The following is an 18,941-nucleotide window of genomic DNA, read 5'->3' as shown; positions in this document are numbered from 1 at the left end:
CGCACTTCTTGCAGGTTGTCTGGGAGTGGCGCCTGGGGCGACCCCCACTTCGATACCGGGAATGCACCATGTATCAACGCCTGATGGAACATCTCACCACCGCCGTCCTCCTGCTGGACGGCGAGCTGCGGCTGCGCTGGATGAATCCGGCGGCGGAGGCGCTGCTGGCGCTTAGTCGGGCTCGGGTGATGGGAGTGGGCCTGCCGGAGCTGGTGAACGGCGAAGAGGATATCGGCACCTTGCTGATCAAGGCCCGGGACGAATTCCATCCCTTTACCCAGCGCGAGGCGCGACTGATCCGGCCCACCGGCGAGCCGCTGACCGTGGACTACACCGTCACCCCCCTCTCCGCGGACGAGTTGCTGCTGGAGATGGAGCCCCGTGACCGGCTGCTGCGCATCTCCCGTGAGGAGGCGCTGCAGACCCGCCAGGAGACCATCAAGGTGCTGGCCCGCGGGCTGGCCCATGAGGTGAAGAATCCCTTGGGCGGCATCCGGGGCGCAGCCCAGCTGCTGGAGCGTGACCTGGAGAGCCCGCAGCTCACCGAGTTCACCCGCATCATCATCGAGGAGGTCGATCGGCTGCGTGACCTGGTCGACTCGATGCTGGGCCCCAATCGGCTCAACCGCCACGAGCCGCTGAATATCCACAAGGTGCTGGAGCGGGTCCGGGCCCTGCTGGCCGTGGAGCATCCCGAGGTGACGATCAGTCGCGACTACGATCCCAGCCTTCCGGACCTGATGGGCGACGAGTCGCAGATGATCCAGGCCATGCTCAACGTGGCCCGCAACGCCGTCGAGGCCATGACCGAGTCGGGCATGGCTACGCCCACCCTGGTCCTGCGCACTCGGGCCCGCCGCCAGTTCACCCTGGGGGCGGAGCGCCATCGGCTGGTCTGCGAGGTGTCGATCATCGACAACGGGCCGGGCATTCCCGACAGCCTGCGCGAGACACTGTTCTATCCGATGGTCTCGGGGCGCGCCGAAGGCAGTGGCCTGGGGCTGTCCATTGCCCAGTCGATCCTGCACCAGCACCAGGGCCTGATCGAGTGTGATTCCGCACCGGGCCATACCGAATTTCGACTGCTGATACCGCTGGAGAAGTGCCATGACTGAAGCCGCTCGTGTCATGGTCGTCGATGACGATCGTGCCATCCGCTGGGTCCTCGAACGCGCCCTGGCGCAGCCCGACCTGGCCGTCGAATGCGTGGAGCGGGCCGACCAGGTTCTTCCCCGGCTTCTCGAGAATCCGCCCGATGTCCTGGTCACCGATATCCGCATGCCGGGCATCGACGGCCTGGACCTGATGGCCCGGGTACGCGAGGCCCACCCGGACCTGCCGGTGATCGTGATGACCGCCCACTCGGACCTCGACAGCGCGGTGGCCTCCTATCAGGGGGGGGCCTTCGAGTACCTGCCCAAGCCCTTCGACGTGGACGAGGCCCTGGCCCTGGTGCGCCGGGCCGTGGCCCATGCCCGCGAGCGCAAGCGCCCGGTCAGTGCCCCCGAGGGTCTCGACACCGAGATCATCGGCGAGGCGCCGGCGATGCAGGAGGTATTCCGTGCCATCGGCCGCCTCTCCCAGTCGCACATCACGGTGCTGATCAACGGTGAGTCCGGCACCGGCAAGGAGCGGGTCGCCCAGGCGCTGCACCAGCACAGCCCGCGGGCCGGCAAGCCGTTCATCGCCCTGAACATGGCGGCGATTCCCCGCGACCTGATCGAGTCCGAGCTGTTCGGCCACGAGAAGGGCGCCTTCACGGGGGCCACCGCCCAGCGCCAGGGGCGCTTCGAGCAGGCCGATGGCGGCACCCTGTTCCTCGACGAGATCGGCGACATGCCCGCCGAGACCCAGACCCGCCTGCTGCGAGTGCTGGCCGACGGCGAGTTCTACCGGGTCGGTGGCCACACCTCGGTGAAGGTGGACGTGCGCATCATCGCCGCCACCCACCAGAACCTGGAGGGCCTGGTGGGCGAGGGGCGCTTCCGGGAGGACCTCTTCCATCGCCTCAACGTGATCCGCATCCACCTGCCGCGGCTGGCGGACCGCCGCGAGGACATTCCCCGCCTGGCTCGCCACTTCCTCGCCGAAGCGGCCAAGGAGCTGTCCACCGACGTCAAGGTGCTGACCGAGGAGGCCGAGGTGCACCTGACGCGGCTGGCCTGGCCGGGCAACGTGCGTCAGCTGGAAAACACCTGCCGCTGGCTGACGGTGATGGCCTCGGGGCGCGAGGTGCTGGTCGAGGATCTGCCGCCTGAGCTGCGCGACGGCGACGATGGCGGGGTCTCCGGCGACTGGCGCCTGGCCTTCCGCGACTGGGCCGACCGGGCGCTGGCCGCCGGTCATACCCATCTGCTCGAGGAGGCCGTGCCGGACTTCGAGAAGATCCTGATCGAGACGGCGCTCAAGCACACCGGAGGTCGCAAGGGCGAGGCCGCCGAGCTCCTGGGCTGGGGACGCAATACCCTTACCCGCAAGCTCAAGACGCTGCTGCCGGAGATGGCGGAGGATTGAGCCTGCCATGGGAGGCCGTGCCGCTATCTAGACTCGGCGAGAAGATCCTGATCGAGACGGCGCTCAAGCACACCGGAGGTCGCAAGGGCGAGGCCGCCGAGCTCCTGGGCTGGGGACGCAATACCCTTACCCGCAAGCTCAAGACGCTGCTGCCGGAGATGGCGGAGGAGTAGTGAGGAGCTAGGTGCGAGGGGCGAGGGGTGAGTAGGAAGTGGAAAGTGACAAGGGTCACCTCAGAGGTGACCCTTGTCGTGTCGGGAGCCGCTCAATGGGTGAGCAGAATCCCGGTCAGCCGCGGTCGAGCGGCCTGGTGCGGGCCTCGAGCCATTCCAGGGCGGCGCCGGAGAGCTTTGGCGCCAGGCGCTCGCGCACCTCGGCGTGGTAGGCATCGAGCCAGTCGGCCTCGGCGGGGTCGAGCAGTTCGACATCGATGGGCCGGGTGTCGATGGGGCACAGGGTCAGCGTCTCGAAGCGCAGGAAGTCGCCGAACTCGCTCTCCCCGGCGGGTCGGTTGGCGACCAGGTTCTCGATGCGGATGCCCCACTGGCCCGGGCGATACACGCCGGGCTCGATGGAGGTGATCATTCCCGGCTGCATGGCGGTTTGCGGTGCCGGCGAGGCGTACCAGGCGATCACCTGGGGCCCCTCGTGGACGTTGAGGAAGTAGCCCACGCCGTGGCCGGTGCCGTGCCCGTAGTCGCGGCCGCTGGCCCACAGCGGCGCCCGGGCGATGGCGTCGAGCTGCGGCGACGGAATCCCGCGCGGGAACCGGGCTCGGGACAGGGCGATGGTGCCCTTGAGCACCCGGGTGTAGTCCTCGCGCTGGGCCGCCGAGAGCGTGCCCACCGGCACCACCCGGGTGATGTCGGTGGTGCCGCCGTGGTACTGGCCGCCGGAATCGATGAGCAGCAGGCCGTCGCCCTCGATGGTGGCGTGGGCCTCCGAGGTGGCGTGGTAGTGGGGCAGGGCGCCGTTGGCGTTGAAGGCGGCGATGGTGCCGAAACTGCGGCTGACGAAGCCGGGGCGCCGCGCCCGGGCGGCGGTGAGCCGCTCGTCCACGGTCAGCTCGGTGACCGTCTCGCCCCGGGCCAGGGCATCCTCCAGCCAGGCGAAGAACTCGCACAGGGCGGCGCCGTCCTCCTCCATGGCCTGGCGCACGTGGGCCAGGTCGGCATCGCTCTTGCGGCCCTTGGCCAGGGTGCTGGGCTGGTAGGCCTCGACCAGGGTCACGCCCTCGGGCAGTGCCAGGCGGGTGCCCAGGGTCAGCTTGGCCGGGTCGAGCAGTACCCGGGTGTCTGTGGGGAGTTCGCCCAGCCGGCGATGCCAGTCGGCGTAGTCCGCCACCGCGATGCCGTCGGCGGCCAGGGCCTCGGCCAGCTCGTCGCCGAGCTTGCCGGGAGCGACGAACAGGATGGCCGCGTCGCGTCCCACCAGCAGGTGGGCGAGGAACACCGGATTGAACGCGACGTCGGCGCCACGCAGCTGGGTCAGCCAGGCGATATCGTCCAGGGTCGAGATCGGGTGCCAGTCGGCGCCGTGCTCGGCCATGGCCGAGCGGAGCCGGGCCAGCCGCTCGGCGCGGGACTCGTCCAGGTAGGCCGCGGGGTGGGCGTAGAGGGGGGCCTCGGGCAGCGCGGGACGCGCCGGCCAGATGGCTTCGAGCAGGTCCAGGTCGCCGCGCAGGCGGATGCCCGCCGGGGCCAGGTGGGCCTCCAGCTGGCGGGCGTTGGCCAGCGACACCACGTCGGCGTCGAAGCCCAGGGTGGCGCCCTCGTCGAGCTGCTCGGCCAGCCAGCGCATTGGCGCATCGGCCTGGCCGGGCTGGAGCTTCATCAGCGCGATGCCGCTGCCCGCCAGCTGCGCCTCGGCCTGCACCCAGTAGCGGCTGTCGACCCACAGGCCGGCAGCGTCCCGGGTCACCACCAGGGTGCCCACCGAGCCGTCGAAGCCCGACAGCCAGGCCCGGCCGGCCCAGTGCTCCGGCAGGTACTCGGAATTGTGCGGGTCGGAGGAGGGCAGCCACCAGGCGTCGATGGCATGGTCGCGCATGGCCTCGCGCAGGGCGGCCAGGCGTGCCGCGGGGGAGGGGTTGGCTTCGCTGGACATAGCGGGCTCCGGTTGGGGTGGACGGTGCCGTGCCGTCGGCGGGGATCGGCCCGCCGACGGTCGCGCCCAGCAGGCGCGATGGCGGAATGATTCTAGGCAAGCGGCATCCCGGGGGAAAGCGTCGTGCCGCCCGACAGGCCGTGTTGATGGCAATTCGCCATGCCCCGGTGACAGAATGGAGACCTCAAGGAGGAACGCCCATGACGCAGATGACCTGGGAGCGACTGCTCGACCCGGCCCGGCTCCACGACCGGCGCGGCGTGGCCCGCGACGAGGTCGGTCGCAGTCCCTTCCACAAGGACCACGACCGCATCGTGTTCGCCGGCTCCTTCCGCCGCCTGGGTCGCAAGACCCAGGTGCATCCCCTCACCGACAACGACCATATCCACACCCGGCTCACCCACTCCCTGGAGGTGGGCTGTGTGGGCCGCTCGCTGGGCATGAGCGTCGGCGAGGAGCTGCGCCATCGGCTGCCCCGATGGATCACCCCGGCGGATCTCGGTGTGATCGTCCAGGCCGCCTGCCTGGGGCACGACATCGGCAATCCGCCCTTCGGCCATGCCGGCGAGTACGCCATCCGCGACTGGTTCACCCGGGCCGAGGGCGACGGCAGCGGCTTGCTCGACGGGCTCTCCGATGCCGAGCGGGCCGACCTGCTCACCTACGAGGGCAATGCCCAGGGCTTTCGGATCGTCACCCAGGTCGAGTACAACCAGTTCCGCGGCGGCATGCGCCTCACCGCCGCGACGCTGGGCACCCTGCTCAAGTACCCCTGGACGGTGGAACACGGCGGCAGTGCCGGCAAGTTCGGCTGCTACCAGAGCGAGGCGCCGCTGCTGGCCGAGGTGGCGGGGCGCCTGGGCCTGCTGCCCCAGGGCGAGAACCGCTGGTGCCGCCATCCCCTGGCCTGGCTGGTGGAGGCCGCCGACGATATCTGCTATGCCCTGCTCGATCTGGAGGACGGCCTGGAGATGGGCATCCTGGGCTTCGACGAGGTGGCCGACGTGCTGACCCAGATCGCCGGCGGCGAGCCCCCGGACTACGCCGCCATGCAGCAGGGCGGGGTCTCCCAGCGCCGGCGGATCGCTGCCCTGCGCGGGGCGGCCATGGAGCGGGCGGTCACCGACGTCAGCCAGGTGTTCGTGCAGCACGAGGGCGAGCTGCTCGGCGGGACCCTGCGCAACGACCTCCTCGAGCTCTGCCATCCGGACCTGGACTGGGGGGTGAAGGCAGCCAAGCAGCTGGCCCGCAAGCGCATCTTCCGCAACGAGCGCAAGGCCAAGCTGGAGATCGGCGCCTACACCACCCTGGGGATCCTGCTCGAGGCCTTTATCGGCGCCGCCCATGAGCTTCACCATTCCGGCGCCTCGACCTTCAAGCACCAGCGGGTGCTGGCGCTGATCGGCGAGAACACCCCGCGGCCCTCCTGGTCACTCTATGACAGCTACCGGCGCATGCTCGACTTCATCGGCGGCATGACCGACCACTACGCGGTGGACCTGGCCCAGGAGATGGGCGGGCGGCTGAAGGGCGACTAGGCCGCGTCAGGCGGTCAGCTGCAGCGGCGGCTCGCCGTCGGGGTCGCGGTCGTCGTCGCCGAGGTCCAGCACGCGCTGGATGGCGGCGCCGATGCGCCGGCTGCTGTCGTGGATGCCCTGGTTGCCGAACAGGCGGTTGAACTCGAACACATAGGGATGGCCGTCGACCAGGGCGATGTCGAAGCCGGCATGGTCGATATCGAGGTCCCGGGCCAGCCGCCGGGCCAATGCGATGGCGGCCTCGGGGATGGTCTCGTGACAGATCCGGCCGCCCTGGCTGACGTTGGCGCGGTAGCCGCCGAGGGGCGTCACGCGCCAGTAGGCGGCGATCACCTTGCCGCCGACCAGCACGATGCGCAGGTCGCGGTCGATGGGCAGTCGCTGCTGGGCGTAGAGCACCGTTTCCTCCGCCACGTGCTCGAGCAGTGCGTCCCGTGAGGCGATCAGGCTCACGCCCTCGCCCATGGCGCTCTTGATGCGCTTGACGATGAAGGGATAGCCGAAGCGGGCCTCGACATGGTCGAGGGAGGCCCGGGAGGTGCCGAGGATCTCGGTGGGCGGCACGTGTTCCGGGCACCGCGCCAGGAAGGCGCGGGTCTGCTCGACCTTGTTATGGCCCAGGTGATAGCTGGCCAGGCTCGGGAAGATCCGCTTGCCGAGCCCGTAGACCAGGCTGTTGACCTGCCAGTACTCGGGAAACAGCAACCAGTCGGCCTGGCGGATCTCCTCGAGGTGATCGTACATGCGCTCGGGCTTGATATAGCGCACGCCCGGAATGCCGAGGGTGCGAAAAACATCGAACGTGATGAGTTTCATGGGTGTGAAAAGACCATTTCCAGCGAAGCGCGCGGATTATTATCCGCCTTCCCGCCCCTGGCAAGCGTTATCGACGCCCCGGGGGCGCGGCGTCCTGCTGGCGCTGCTGCTGGGCGGGCTGGTCGCGGTCGCCGGCGCGGCCCGGGCGGAGGTGCCGGCCCTCGCGGCCGAGGGCGTCGATCACTACACCCTGGCCCTCACCTGGCACCCCGGCTTCTGTGCCACCCGCGCCCGTCCGCCCCGGGAGTGCCGGGAGCCGTCGCTGCGCCGCGGCGCGGGGGACGGCTTCGTGCTGCATGGGCTGTGGCCCTCGCTGCCGGCGCGTTTTCGCGCACGGGGCGTGGCGCGGCGGCGCTGGTGGCAGCAGGGCTGCTTCCTCGAGCGGCCGCGGCCGGACGGCGGCTTCTGCCGCGCCCATTCGCCGCTGGCGCTGCCCGAGGCCCTGGGGAGCGCGCTGGATCGGTCAATGCCCGGCCGCGCCAGCTGTCTCGATCGCTACCAGTACGCCAAGCATGCCGCCTGCCTGGACCTTGAGGCCGAGGACCTCTTCGCCACGGCGCTGGCCATGCTGGCGGTGGTCAATGCCAGCGCCTTCGCCGACTTCGTCAGCGTCCATCGAGGCGGCGAGGTGAGGCGCAACGACCTGGTCGGCGCCTTCGAGGCGGCTTTCGGCGAGGGCACGGGCCGGGCGTTGCGCCTGGAGTGTGGGGGACGGGGGCAGCGACGGCTGACCGAGGTGCGCATCGGCATCGCCGCCGAGGCCGTGGCGCGGTTTCCTGACGCCGGGAGCCTGGTGCGGCTGGACCGCGGCGACTGTGCCCGCCGCGTGGGGATTGCGGCCTTCGACTGAGGCCGGCTCGTCTAGGCGGCGAGGCCGCGGGCGGCGTGGCGGTGCAGGGCGCCGATCACGGCATCGTGGGTGGCGGCGTCGAGTTCGCCGAGTCGCTGGCTGGCGAGCCGCTCCGCCAGGGCCTCGCCGCTGACCACCAGCAGGTCGCCCGCGGCGCTATCCGCCTCGATTCGCCAGCCTGGCAGGGCCAGCACCCCCTGCACCGGCACCGTCCGGCCCACCTCCTTCTCCAGCCAGACGCCCAGCCAGCGCACCGCGCGCCGCGTATCGCCCAGCGGGCGGCGCTCGAACCATCCGGGGAAGCGCAGCCGTTCAGCCTCCACGGTGACCCGGTTGTCCTCCTCACCGGACGGCGTCACGGCCGGCGTGCGGGCGCGGGTCTCGATGACGAAGACGCCATGGGGCGTCACGGCCACATGGTCCAGGGTATCGTCGCCGCCGGGCACGTCATGGAAGACCACGTAGGGATGGGCCTCGGGACGCAGCATCCGCTCGAGCTCCTGGCCCACCGCCAGCTCGCAGGCCAGTCCCAGCTTGAGGCGCCGGATACGCTGGAAGTCGCGAATCAACCGGAAGCAGAACACCAGCACCAGCGCCGTGGAGAGGGCGCCATAGAAGCTCCACTCGAGCCAGTTCTGCTCGCTGGCGAACAGCATGCGCCCCATGCCGTAGACCAGCGGCACCAGGGTGATGATGGGCCCCAGGGCGCCGTTCAGGAAGAGTCCGGCGAAGGCCCGGTCGAGGCGGTCGCGCAGCGATTGCCCGGGCTCGCGCAGCGGATGGGCGTCGAAGGGGGAGCTCACCCGGGCGTCGTGGAGGTTGCGCAGCGCCACCACGATCACCGCGCACGCCGCCAGGGGAAACAGGAAGATCAGGGGAAGCAGGTATTCCAGCCAGGCCATCGGGTATCCTTGCCCGTGGGATATCCTGCTCATTCTAGACAACCTTGCCCCCCGGGGGCCATGTTTGGCGAGGGGCAAGGAATGAGGAGCGAGGAGTGAAGAGCGAGATCAGCGACATCGAGGCCCTGGCGGCCTTCGTGGCGGACACGCCGCGCCTCGCCGTGCTCAGCGGCGCGGGCATCAGTACCGCCAGCGGCATCCCCGACTACCGGGACGATCGCGGCGACTGGAAGCGCTCGCCGCCCATGCAGCACCAGCTGTTCATGGCCAGCCACGCCGCCCGGCAGCGCTATTGGGCACGGGCGCTGATCGGCTTCCGGGCCCTGCAGCAGGCCGAGCCCAATGCCGCCCATCGGGCGCTGGCCCGGCTCGAGGCGACGGGGCGGGTGGCCGGGGTGATCACCCAGAACGTCGACGGCCTGCATCGTCGGGCCGGCTCGCGACGGGTGATCGAGCTGCACGGCCGCGCCGACCTGGTGCGCTGCATGGGCTGCGGGGCATCGCGGATGCGCCACGACCTGCACGCCGAGCTGGCCAGCCGCAATCCCGGCTGGCTCGACACCGGCGCCCGGGCCGGGCCGGACGGCGACGCCGACCTCGAGGCCGATTTCGCCGGCTTCCGGGTGCCGAGCTGCACGCGCTGCGGCGACGGCATCTGGAAGCCTGACGTGGTGTTCTTCGGCGACAGCGTGCCCAGGCCACGAGTGGCCGAGGCCTTCGCCCTGCTGGAGGAGGCCGGGGGGCTGCTGGTGGTGGGGTCCTCGCTGATGGTCTATTCGGGCTTCCGTTTTGCCCGTGAGGCCGCCCGGGCGGGCAAGCCGGTGGCCTGTCTCAACCTGGGGCGCACCCGGGCGGACGAGCTCTATTCGCTCAAGGTATCGGCCAGTGCCGAAACGTGCCTGGCGGCGCTGGCCGAAGCGCTGGAGGGGCTAACAGCATCCGATCAAGCGGATGGAGCCTCACCCCAAGAGTCGACGAGTCCCGACACGTTTTCGACGCTTGGCCAGCGCTGATCGATGTCGCGAGCGACGAGAGGCTAGCCGCCGGCCAGCTTGACCTTATACCCCTGCTTCTCGAGCTCGGTCTTGAGCACCTCGCGCTGGTCGCCCTGGATCTCGATCACCCCTTCCTTGAGGGCGCCGCCGGTGCCGCAGCGTTTCTTGAGGGTCTTGGCCAGGCCCTTGAGATCGTCGCCCTTGAGCGGCACGCCCTCGACGAGGGTCACGCCCTTGCCCTTGCGGCCCTTGGTCTCGCGGCGCAGGCGCACGATGCCGTCGAGGCCCGCCAGGCGTTCGTCCTCGGCGGCCTCGGCGCAGCGGCAGTCGGCGAGGGGCTCGCGGCACTCGGGGCAGATGTCGCCGTGCTCTGTGGAGTAGACCAGGCCGCGCAGCTGGTCATGCAGGGATGCCATGGGGCCTCCTGGGGGTGCGGGTGTGGCCACGATGATACCGGCCGACCTGATCGGCCGCATCCCTCCACAGGCCCTGCCGATGATGAGGCTGTGGATATCAGGCCTGGGAGGCCGCCAGGTGGCGGCTGTTCTCCAGGCGCGAGATCACGGTGGGCAGCTGGAACATGCTGGTGATCGTGATGGCGCCCTCCGGGGTCTCCTCGGCGTCGGGAAAGCGGTTGAGGTGGATCACCGTCATGCCGGCGGCCAGCGCGGCCTTCACGCCGACGATCGCGTCGTCGATGGCCACGCAGTCCTCGGCGGCATAGCCCATCAGGCTGGCGGCATGGTGGTAGAGGCAGGGGTCGGGCTTCCAGCACTGGGCCTCGTAGGCGCTGAACAGGTGATCGCCGAAGACAGCCTCCAGGTCGGTGGCCATCAGCGAGGTGCGAATCTTGTTCACCGGGCCATTGGAGACCACGCCCATGGGATGCCCGGTGAGGCTGGCCAGGGCCTCGGTGGCGCCGGTGATGGGCTTGAGGTCGGTGGCCAGGCGGCGGTTGAGGTTGGCGCGCATGTTGCGCTCCAGGACCTCGAGCCGCTGCGGATCCACCTCGCCATGGCGGCGTTCCAGCTCGGCGACGATATGGCGGAAGCGGGCCCCCCGGAACTCCCCGGTGTAATCGCAGGCCTGGAAGGGCAGTCCCACGGCGGTGAGGCTCGTCTCCATCTCGTCGGCCAGCAGGGGCTCACTGTCGACCAGGGTGCCGTCGCAATCGAAGAGCAGGCAGAGAGGGCGTGCCATTACCAGACCTCGCGGGCATGTCAGGAAGTTGTGAACGCTATTGTGTCATATCGGCAGCGCTCAGAATTCATTAAAGCCCAGTTTCCCTATTTTGTGAACACTGTTTTCAAAGTTGCAAGCCCCGTCTCCCGAGCCAGACGGGGTCAGCCGGATGTGAGCAGCAGGGACAGCACGCCGGCCAGGTAGCAGCCGGCGATGGCCAGGCTCTCGAAGCCGATGCGGCCCGGCCCCAGCCGCTCGCGGTGGATCATCCCGACCATCAGGATGGCGGTCATCAGCAGCGACAGCGCGACCCACAGCGCCACTGGGTCGGGGATGGCGTGATAGATCGACCCGCCCCGATAGGCGACGTCCGAGGCGGCCACGAAGAGGGTGTCGAAGGCGTTGCCGCCGATGATGCCGGCCACGGCCAGGGTCAGGGCGCCCCGTCGCACCGCCGCCACCGAGGTGACCAGTTCCGGCAGGGAGGTTACCACTGCGGTCATCAGGGCGCCCACCACCGACTGGCCGAGGCCGGTGTCCGCGGCGATCACCGAGGCGGCTCGCTCGAGCAGCCAGCCACTGGCCCCTAGCGCCAGGGCCAGGCCCAGGAAGCTTAGCCACAGCGTCACCGCCGAGCGGGCCATGGCCTGTTCGTCGGGGATGTCGGGCTGGGTCTCGCGAGTCTGGGCCGGGCGCCACATGGGCCGGTCCTTGGTGCGGTCCGCCAGGCGCAGCCCGAACAGGTAGGCCAGCAACAGCAGCGGGGTCACCGGATGCACCTGCCACAGGGTCCACTCGGGGGCGAAGCGGCCCACCAGCACCAGCGCCAGCAGGCACAGCAGCAGGCCACCCTGCATCAGGTTGCCGATGGAGGCGGCGGCATGCTCCAGGTTAGCCCGTCGGTGGACCAGGTCGGCGATGGTCAGGAAGAGAGTCTGCACGGCGATGCCGCCCAGGGCATTGCTCATGGCCAGGGTCGGTCGGTCGGCCAGCGCCGCGGACACCGACAGCACCAGCCCCGACAGCGACGTGGCCATGCCCAGCAGCACGGCGCCGGCAATGGCCTCGCCGAGCCCGGTGCGGTCGGCGAGGTCGTCGACGATATGCGTCAGCCGGGTGCCTGCCACGCCGATCACCAGGCTACCACCGACAAAGAGGGCGACGGCGGTGCCGAGCGTGAGGTCCGTCAGCAAGGGGACGCTCCCGTCGCATGGGGTGGGGGAGGCGCGTATCGCCCGGCGCATGTCGCCAGGATGCTGAGGGTGTCGGTCATGTCGGTTCCTGTCGAGGGGCGCGGGACTATGAAGGCGGCGCCCTGCCGTGATACTCAGGGAGGGGTGGCACTGATCCGCCAGTCCACAGCGTTCACCCGGAGGCCGTCAAGCGATGAAACGGAAAATGCTCTGGTCGGTGGTCGGCTACACGGCCGTCATCGGCGCCAGCCTGTTGACCCGGCACAGTGCCCGGGAGGCCTACCGCAAGACGACCGGAACGGCGCCGCCGGAGAATCCCGGCCGCCGTGACACCCAGTGGCGGGAGGCCCTGGTCTGGGGCATGGCGAGCGGCGCCCTGGTCGGGGTGGCCCGAGTGGTCGGCCAGCGCCTGGGCGACGAAGCGCGCCGTCGCCGCGAGCGCCGCCGGCCCCTGGAACACCTGAGGGACTAGTCCCCGGTGCTCGCCTCCGGCGCGTCGGGCGCCGACTGGCGCTGCCCCCGCTCGATCTTCTCGCCCGCCGGCAAGACCCGGTACCAGGGCCGCCCAGGTGCAGCACATCCTGGCCGAGGGCGTCGCCGGCCTCCTTGTCGCCGCTGAAGTAGTACAGCGGCCAGTCGGCGTAGGTCACCTGGCGGGTGTAGGGGGGGCAGCACAACGACGGATCCCGTGCGTGGTATTCGCCCCTTCATCTCGCTCTCCCGTGTGATGAGCTCACCCCCACACTAGGACAGGTCCCGCCCTCAACCCCGAGATCGTCGCGGTGATCCGTAACGACGTCGGCGACGAGAGGCACTTCCTCACGCGCGACTGAGCCTGGGCTTGAGGGATGGGCAATGCAAAAGGGCGGCCCCGCGGGGCCGCCCTCTGGCGATCAGCAGACTGCTCGGCAGGCGATCACTTCACCCGCGGGTCCAGTTCGCCGCGCTCGTAGCGCAGGAACATCTCCTCGAGGTTGATCGGCTTGATCTTGCTGGCCTGGCCGGCGGTGCCGAAGGCCTCGTAGCGGGCCTTGCAGACCTCCTTCATGGCCGCGGTGCTCACCTTGAGGAACTTGCGGGGGTCGAACTCGGCCGGGTTCTGGGCCAGGAAGCGACGCACGGCAGCGGTGGAGGCCAGGCGCAGGTCGGTGTCGATGTTGACCTTGCGCACGCCGTGGCGGATGCCCTCGACGATCTCCTCGACTGGCACGCCGTAGGTCTCGGGAATGGCGCCACCGAACTCGTTGATCACCTCGAGCCACTCCTGGGGTACCGAGGAGGAGCCGTGCATCACCAGGTGGGTCTCCGGGATGCGCTCGTGGATTTCCTTGATGCGCTGGATGGAGAGGGTGTCGCCGGTGGGCGGCTGGGTGAACTTGTAGGCGCCGTGGCTGGTGCCGATGGCGATGGCCAGGGCGTCCACGCCGGTGGCCTTGACGAAGTCGGCGGCCTCTTCCGGATCGGTGAGCAGCTGGTCGTGGTCGAGCTTGCCCTCGGCCCCCACGCCGTCTTCCTCGCCGGCCATGCCGGTCTCCAGGCTGCCCAGGCAGCCCAGCTCGCCCTCGACGGAAACGCCGCAGGCATGAGCCATCTCGACGGTGCGCCGGGTCACGTCGACGTTGTAGTCATAGTCGGCGGGGGTCTTGCCGTCTTCCTTGAGCGAGCCGTCCATCATCACCGAGGAGAAGCCCAGCTGGATGGAGCGCTGGCACACCGCGGGGCTGGTGCCGTGGTCCTGATGCATGACCACCGGGATGTGCGGGAACTCCTCGACGGCGGCCAGGATCAGGTGGCGCAGGAAGGGGGCGCCGGCATACTTGCGGGCCCCGGCGGAGGCCTGGACGATCACCGGGGAGTCGGTCTCGTCGGCGGCTTCCATGATGGCGCGCATCTGCTCGAGATTGTTGACGTTGAAGGCCGGGACGCCGTAGCCGTGCTCGGCGGCGTGGTCCAGCAGTTGGCGCATGCTGATCAGTGCCATGAAGTCACCTTGTATCGCGTGATGGAACGCGGCGGGCCGGCGCCGCGTTCTCTCTCGTGGGGTAGGGGAAAAGGGGTTAGCGGGCCGCCGCTTCCAGGGCCGCCACGGCCGGCAGGGTCTTGCCTTCCACGTACTCGAGGAAGGCGCCACCGCCGGTGGAGATGTAGGAGACCCGTTCGGCGATGCCGTACTTGTCGATGGCCGCCAGGGTGTCGCCGCCGCCGGCGATGGAGAAGCCGTCACTCTCGGCGATGGCCAGCGACAGGGCCTCGGTGCCCTTGCCGAACTGGTCGATCTCGAAGACGCCGACCGGGCCGTTCCATAGGATGGTGCCGGCGGCCTTGAGCTGCTCGGCCAGGCGCCCGGCGGTCTCGGGACCGATGTCGAGGATCATCTCGTCATCATTCACCTGGTCGACGGGCTTGGTCACGGCAGAGGCGCTCTCGGAGAACTCGGTGGCCACCACCACGTCGCTGGGCAGCGGGATCTCGACCTTGGCCATCAGCGCCTTGGCCTGGTCGATCAGGTCGGCCTCGTGCAGCGACTTGCCGACGTTGTAGCCGGCCGCGGCGATGAAGGTATTGGCGATCCCGCCGCCGACGATCAGCCGGTCACACTTCTCGGACAGCGCGGTGAGCACCTCGAGCTTGGTGGAGACCTTGGAGCCGCCGACGATGGCGGTCATCGGCCGCTTGGGCGTGGCCAGCGCCTTCTCCAGCGCCTCGAGCTCGCTGGCGAGCAGCGGGCCGGCACAGGCGGCGGGCGCGAAACGCGCCACGCCGTGGGTAGAGGCCTGGGCGCGGTGGGCGGTGCCGAAGGCGTCCATCACGAAGACGTCGCACAGCGCGGCATACTGCCGGGCCAGGGTCTCGTCGTCCTTCTTCTCGCCGGCGTTGAAGCGCACGTTCTCGAGCAGGGCGACCTCACCGTCCTCGAGGGCGACGTCGCTGCCCAGGTAGTCTTTGACCAGCCGGACCCGGCGCTCGAGCAGGCTGCCCAGGTGGTCGGCCACGGGGGCCAGCGAGAACTCCTCGGCCGGCTCTCCCTCGGTGGGACGCCCCAGGTGGCTCATCAGCAGCACCTTGGCGCCGGCCTCCAGGGCGGCGTTGATGGTCGGCAGACAGGCCCGCAGGCGGGCGTCGCTGGTCACCTGGCCGTGCTTGACGGGCACGTTGAGGTCCTCGCGGATCAGCACCCGCTTGCCGCGGAGGTCGAGGTCGGTCATCTTGCGCACGTTCATGGAAGCAGGTTCCTCGTCTGGGAAAACCGAAGGGAAGTCACGAGTCGGCGGGCGGTACCGGGCCCAGCCTGGCGATGCGGTCGGCGACGTCGAGCATGCGGTTGGCGAAGCCCCACTCGTTGTCGAACCAGCACATCAGTTTGATCAGGCGGCCGCCGGCCACCCGGGTCTGGGTGGCGTCCACGATACCGGAGCGCGGATCGTGGTTGAAGTCGACCGAGGCCATGGGCTCCTCGGTGAAGCCCAGCAGGCCGGCCAGCCGGGTCCGGGTGGCCTCGCGCAGCAATTCATTGACCGCCGCGGCCGAGGTGTCGGTGCGCACGCACAGCGACAGGTCCATGGCCGAGACGTTGATGGTCGGCACCCGCACGTGCAGGCACTCGAAGCGGCCGTGGAGGTGCGGCATCAGGCGGTCGATGCCCCGTGCCAGGCCGGTATCCACCGGCACGATGGAGTGCATGGCGGAGCGGGTCAGGCGCAGGTCGGTCTGGTGATAGGCGTCGATCACCGGCTGGTCGTTCATCGCCGAGTGGATGGTGGTGGTCACGCCATGCTCGATGCCCAGCACCTCGTCGAGCACGGTGAGCACTGGCACCAGGCAGTTGGTGGTGCAGGAGGCCGCGGAGACGATGCGGCAGCCCGGGGCCAGGTCGGCGTCGTTGATGCCGGTGACGATGGTGGCGTCGACGTCGCTCTCGGCCGGCTGGGAGAACAGCAGGCGGCCGGCGCCGGCGGCCAGGTGGCGCTCGGCGGTGGCGCGATCCTTGAAGCTGCCGGAGCACTCCAGCACCAGGTCGATGCCGAGCGCGTCCCAGGGCAGCCGCCCGGCGTCGGGCTCGCTGAGCACGCGGATGGCCCGACCATCGATCACCAGGTGGTCGCCGTCCACCTCGACATGGCCGGGAAAGCGGCCATGGGTGGTGTCGTAGCGGGTCAGGTAGGCGATGGTGTCGAGGCCCGACAGCTCGTTGATGGCCACCACCTCGAGCGCCGGCTCGTCGCGCTCGATGAGCGCACGCAGCACGCACTGGCCGATGCGGCCGTAACCGTTGATGGCGATGCGGAGGGCCATGACGTTGCCGGGGACTCCAGAACCGTTGAACACAAACCGGCGATTCTACCGCAATTCGTGCCCGTCGTCGCGGCCGCCCCGGTCCCTTGAAAAGCGCCCGGGAGCATCTATTTCAGCTAGTGGAGGGCGGTGGTTCCCGCCCTCGCCACATCATCCACAGCAGGTGATCAGGAGGTGTTCGATATGTTCGGAGATCTCAGGCGGTTCGATACCGATTGGGCGCCCGGCACGGACTGGTTCCGGCGCTTCTTCGACGAGATGTGGCCCGATCCCGGCGCCGCCGATATCCGCTCGGTGCCTCGGGGCAGCTTCCCGATGATCAACGTGGGGCGCACCGACGATGCGGTGCGGGTCTATGTCTTCGCCCCCGGGCTCACGCCCGAGGCGCTGGACATCAGCCTGCAGGACAACGTGCTGACCGTCGGTGGCCAGCGCAGCGAGACAGCGGCCGAGGACGAGGCGTCGGCCCAGCGCAGCCACTTTCGCCGCGAGCGACAGCAGGGCGCGTTCAGCCGCTCCCTGGCCCTGCCGGAGGGGCTGGACGTCGAGCGTGCCGAGGCCCGCTTCCACAACGGTGTCTGCGAGGTGGTGCTGCCCAAGCGTGAGGAGCTCAAGCCGCGCCGCATCGAGATCAAGGCATCGTGATGTCTGTCGTCGCATCCCGTAAAGGAGGTGAGTCGTCATGAACGAGGTTGCCAAGCAAGACGCTCCCCGTGAGGTCATCGAGGGCCGCGAGCGCCGTCGCGAGGCGATGCTGCCCGCGGTGGACATCTTCGAGGAGGACAATGCCCTGCACCTGATCGCCGACATGCCCGGCGTGCAGCGCGACACCCTGTCCATCGAGGTCAACGACAACGTGCTCAGCCTCGAGGGCGAGCTGGCCCTGGGGATGCCCGAGGGGCTCACGTCCCTCTACGCCGAGGTGCGCGCCCAGCGGTTCTCGCGGCGCTTCACCCTGAGCCACGAGATCGAGGTGGAGGGCATCCAGGCAAACATCGACAACGGCGTGCTGCGGCTGGTGCTGCCCAAGAAGGAGACCCACCGCCGGCGTCGCATCGAGATCAAGACGGCCTGAGCCGTCGCGCTTCCCGCCCCCGTCCCCGGGGGCTTTTCTTTGCCGGGCCGCCGACCGCGGCGTGACCGTCACGCGTGTCACCGTTCCGGTACGGTAGCGGAGAAGCACGACGACAAGTCTGATTCGGCTCGGGACAGTCCGTGGCCCTATAGGCCCGTCGATGGGCTGTCGGCGACCGCTGCTTGCTCTAGGCTAGAGGGGAGGTAGCGACATCCCGTCAGTCAACCATCAAGGAGAGAGGGAGCGATGACCGATATAGCGCAGCTGCTCGGCAACGAGACAGAAAGCCTGCTGACCCATGAGTGCCGGGGCATCCCTGCCGCGTCGATCCATGCGCCGGGCCCGGACTACATCGACCGGGTGATGGCCCACAGCGATCGTCAGCCCCACGTGCTGCGCAACATGCAGGCCCTGTTCGACCACGGCCGGCTGGGCGGCACCGGTTACCTCAGCATCCTCCCGGTGGATCAGGGCATCGAGCACTCCGCCGGGGCGTCCTTCGCGCCCAACCCGATCTACTTCGATCCGGCCAACATCGTCGAGCTGGCCATTGAGGGCGGCTGCAACGCCGTGGCCTCGACGCTGGGCGGCCTGGCCTCGGTGGCCCGGCAGTATGCCCACAAGATCCCCATGCTGCTCAAGCTCAACCACAACGAGACGCTGACCTATCCAGCGGCCTACGACCAGACGCTGTTCGCCCAGGTCGAGCAGGCCTTCGAGATGGGCTGCGTGGCGGTGGGGGCCACCATCTACTTCGGCTCGCCGGAGAGCCGACGCCAGATCACCGAGATCAGCGAGGCCTTCGAGCGCGCCCACCAGCTGGGCATGGTCACGGTGCTCTGGGCCTACCTGCGCAACCCCGAGTTCAAGCGCGAGGGCCGCGACTACCACACCGCCGCCGACCTCACCGGCCAGGCCATCCACCTGGCGGCGACCCTCAAGGCCGACATCGTCAAGCAGAAGATGGCCGAGACCAACGCCGGCTACCGCGACATCGGCTTCGGCCACACCCACGACAAGGTCTACGACGAGCTGACCTCGGAGCATCCCATCGACCTGGCCCGCTACCAGGTGGCGAGCAGCTACATGGGGCGTGCCGGGCTGATCAACTCCGGCGGCGCCTCGGGCGGGGCCAGCGACCTGGGCCAGGCGGTGCGCACCGCGGTGATCAACAAGCGCGCCGGCGGCATGGGGCTGATCTCCGGGCGCAAGGCCTTCCAGAAGTCCATGGCCGAGGGCGTCGAGCTGCTCAACGCCATCCAGGACGTGTACCTGGACGAGTCCATCACCCTCGCCTGACCCCGCCGCGGCGGTGGCCGGGGCCCGGCGGTGACCGAGCAGGGCCCCAACGAGAAGGGCACGGCCGACGCCGTGCCCTTTGTGCGTGTGCCGAACGCCTCGATCAGTCGTCGGCATCCTCCAGCAACTGCTCGGCTTCGGCCAGCAGGTTCTCCACGGTGAAGCCGAAGTACTTGAA

At 69.5% G+C, this 18,941-nt stretch carries 19 protein-coding genes and 1 pseudogene; 10 read left to right on the top strand and 10 right to left on the bottom strand.

The window, feature by feature from the left end; all coding sequences use genetic code 11:
- Positions 1–68: 68 nt before the first annotated feature.
- Genes glnL through EKG36_RS17970 form a run of 3 tightly spaced genes read left to right on the top strand, consistent with a single transcriptional unit; the run spans position 69 to position 2,687 of the window.
- Complete coding sequence (glnL, locus tag EKG36_RS17980; protein ID WP_126486596.1) at positions 69–1,115, top strand: nitrogen regulation protein NR(II); 1,047 nt, start codon at positions 69–71, stop codon at positions 1,113–1,115.
- Positions 1,108–2,514, top strand: coding sequence for a nitrogen regulation protein NR(I) (glnG, locus tag EKG36_RS17975; protein WP_126486595.1), 1,407 nt, complete (start codon positions 1,108–1,110; stop codon positions 2,512–2,514). Before glnL ends, glnG begins: the two co-directional genes overlap by 8 nt.
- A complete protein-coding gene (locus EKG36_RS17970; RefSeq protein WP_185827607.1) occupies positions 2,511–2,687 on the top strand; it encodes a helix-turn-helix domain-containing protein in 177 nt (58 codons plus the stop codon). Before glnG ends, EKG36_RS17970 begins: the two co-directional genes overlap by 4 nt.
- 115 nt (positions 2,688–2,802) lie before the next feature.
- On the opposite strand, the gene EKG36_RS17965 is transcribed toward EKG36_RS17970, so the two are convergent.
- A complete protein-coding gene (locus tag EKG36_RS17965; RefSeq protein WP_126486593.1) occupies positions 2,803–4,620 on the bottom strand; it encodes an aminopeptidase P family protein in 1,818 nt (605 codons plus the stop codon).
- Between the two features lie 200 nt (positions 4,621–4,820).
- Between EKG36_RS17965 and EKG36_RS17960 the strand changes: the two genes are divergently transcribed.
- Entirely contained in the window at positions 4,821–6,158 is a 1,338-nt protein-coding gene (locus EKG36_RS17960; protein WP_126486592.1) for a deoxyguanosinetriphosphate triphosphohydrolase, read from the top strand.
- A 6-nt stretch (positions 6,159–6,164) separates the two neighbouring features.
- Here the strand turns inward: EKG36_RS17960 and EKG36_RS17955 are convergent, their stop codons facing one another.
- A complete protein-coding gene (locus EKG36_RS17955; RefSeq protein ID WP_126486591.1) occupies positions 6,165–6,974 on the bottom strand; it encodes an ATP-grasp domain-containing protein in 810 nt (269 codons plus the stop codon).
- Between the two features lie 4 nt (positions 6,975–6,978).
- On the opposite strand from EKG36_RS17955, the gene EKG36_RS17950 reads away from it, so the two are divergent.
- The gene (locus EKG36_RS17950; RefSeq protein ID WP_246007562.1) at positions 6,979–7,824 is read left to right on the top strand and encodes a ribonuclease T2 family protein; all 846 of its coding nucleotides are present in this window, start codon (positions 6,979–6,981) and stop codon (positions 7,822–7,824) included.
- Between the two features lie 11 nt (positions 7,825–7,835).
- On the opposite strand, the gene EKG36_RS17945 is transcribed toward EKG36_RS17950, so the two are convergent.
- Positions 7,836–8,726, bottom strand: a complete 891-nt coding sequence (locus EKG36_RS17945) for a nuclease-related domain-containing protein (RefSeq protein WP_126486589.1) — start codon at positions 8,724–8,726, stop codon at positions 7,836–7,838.
- Between the two features lie 95 nt (positions 8,727–8,821).
- Here EKG36_RS17945 and EKG36_RS17940 point away from each other — a divergent pair, with 95 nt between their 5' ends.
- On the top strand, positions 8,822–9,739 hold the full coding sequence (locus EKG36_RS17940) for an NAD-dependent protein deacetylase (RefSeq protein WP_185827606.1): 918 nt from the start codon (positions 8,822–8,824) through the stop codon (positions 9,737–9,739).
- 23 nt (positions 9,740–9,762) lie between these two features.
- Here the strand turns inward: EKG36_RS17940 and EKG36_RS17935 are convergent, their stop codons facing one another.
- The 3 genes from EKG36_RS17935 to EKG36_RS17925 form a co-directional block, all read right to left on the bottom strand.
- The gene (locus EKG36_RS17935) at positions 9,763–10,137 is read right to left on the bottom strand and encodes a translation initiation factor Sui1 (protein ID WP_126486588.1); all 375 of its coding nucleotides are present in this window, start codon (positions 10,135–10,137) and stop codon (positions 9,763–9,765) included.
- A gap of 97 nt (positions 10,138–10,234) precedes the next feature.
- Complete coding sequence (locus EKG36_RS17930; RefSeq protein ID WP_126486587.1) at positions 10,235–10,921, bottom strand: HAD-IA family hydrolase; 687 nt, start codon at positions 10,919–10,921, stop codon at positions 10,235–10,237.
- A 143-nt stretch (positions 10,922–11,064) separates the two neighbouring features.
- Positions 11,065–12,096 (bottom strand): sodium:calcium antiporter, encoded by a 1,032-nt coding sequence (locus EKG36_RS17925; protein WP_126486586.1) that lies wholly within the window; start codon positions 12,094–12,096, stop codon positions 11,065–11,067.
- 193 nt (positions 12,097–12,289) lie between these two features.
- Here EKG36_RS17925 and EKG36_RS17920 point away from each other — a divergent pair, with 193 nt between their 5' ends.
- Positions 12,290–12,568, top strand: coding sequence for a DUF4235 domain-containing protein (locus tag EKG36_RS17920; RefSeq protein WP_126486585.1), 279 nt, complete (start codon positions 12,290–12,292; stop codon positions 12,566–12,568).
- 115 nt (positions 12,569–12,683) lie between these two features.
- Here EKG36_RS17920 and EKG36_RS21135 read toward each other — a convergent pair.
- The 4 genes and pseudogenes from EKG36_RS21135 to EKG36_RS17900 all read right to left on the bottom strand — a co-directional run.
- A pseudogene (locus EKG36_RS21135) lies at positions 12,684–12,746 on the bottom strand (hypothetical protein); the annotation flags it as partial.
- Between the two features lie 266 nt (positions 12,747–13,012).
- On the bottom strand, positions 13,013–14,077 hold the full coding sequence (gene fba, locus EKG36_RS17910; protein WP_126486584.1) for a class II fructose-bisphosphate aldolase: 1,065 nt from the start codon (positions 14,075–14,077) through the stop codon (positions 13,013–13,015).
- A 76-nt stretch (positions 14,078–14,153) separates the two neighbouring features.
- On the bottom strand, positions 14,154–15,317 hold the full coding sequence (locus tag EKG36_RS17905) for a phosphoglycerate kinase (protein ID WP_126486583.1): 1,164 nt from the start codon (positions 15,315–15,317) through the stop codon (positions 14,154–14,156).
- A gap of 37 nt (positions 15,318–15,354) precedes the next feature.
- Entirely contained in the window at positions 15,355–16,389 is a 1,035-nt protein-coding gene (locus EKG36_RS17900) for a type I glyceraldehyde-3-phosphate dehydrogenase (protein ID WP_126486582.1), read from the bottom strand.
- 183 nt (positions 16,390–16,572) lie between these two features.
- Between EKG36_RS17900 and EKG36_RS17895 the strand changes: the two genes are divergently transcribed.
- The 3 genes from EKG36_RS17895 (at position 16,573) to EKG36_RS17885 (ending at position 18,763) form a co-directional block, all read left to right on the top strand.
- On the top strand, positions 16,573–17,034 hold the full coding sequence (locus EKG36_RS17895) for an Hsp20/alpha crystallin family protein (RefSeq protein WP_126486581.1): 462 nt from the start codon (positions 16,573–16,575) through the stop codon (positions 17,032–17,034).
- A gap of 37 nt (positions 17,035–17,071) precedes the next feature.
- Positions 17,072–17,464 (top strand): Hsp20/alpha crystallin family protein, encoded by a 393-nt coding sequence (locus EKG36_RS17890; protein ID WP_126486580.1) that lies wholly within the window; start codon positions 17,072–17,074, stop codon positions 17,462–17,464.
- 246 nt (positions 17,465–17,710) lie between these two features.
- The gene (locus EKG36_RS17885) at positions 17,711–18,763 is read left to right on the top strand and encodes a class I fructose-bisphosphate aldolase (protein WP_126486579.1); all 1,053 of its coding nucleotides are present in this window, start codon (positions 17,711–17,713) and stop codon (positions 18,761–18,763) included.
- Positions 18,764–18,941: the final 178 nt, after the last annotated feature.

Origin of the sequence: Halomonas nitroreducens (assembly GCF_003966155.1) — a bacterium.
GTDB lineage: Bacteria > Pseudomonadota > Gammaproteobacteria > Pseudomonadales > Halomonadaceae > Halomonas > Halomonas nitroreducens.
The sequence above is the reverse complement of the archived record's forward strand: the minus strand, read 5'-3'. Positions and strand labels throughout refer to the sequence as shown.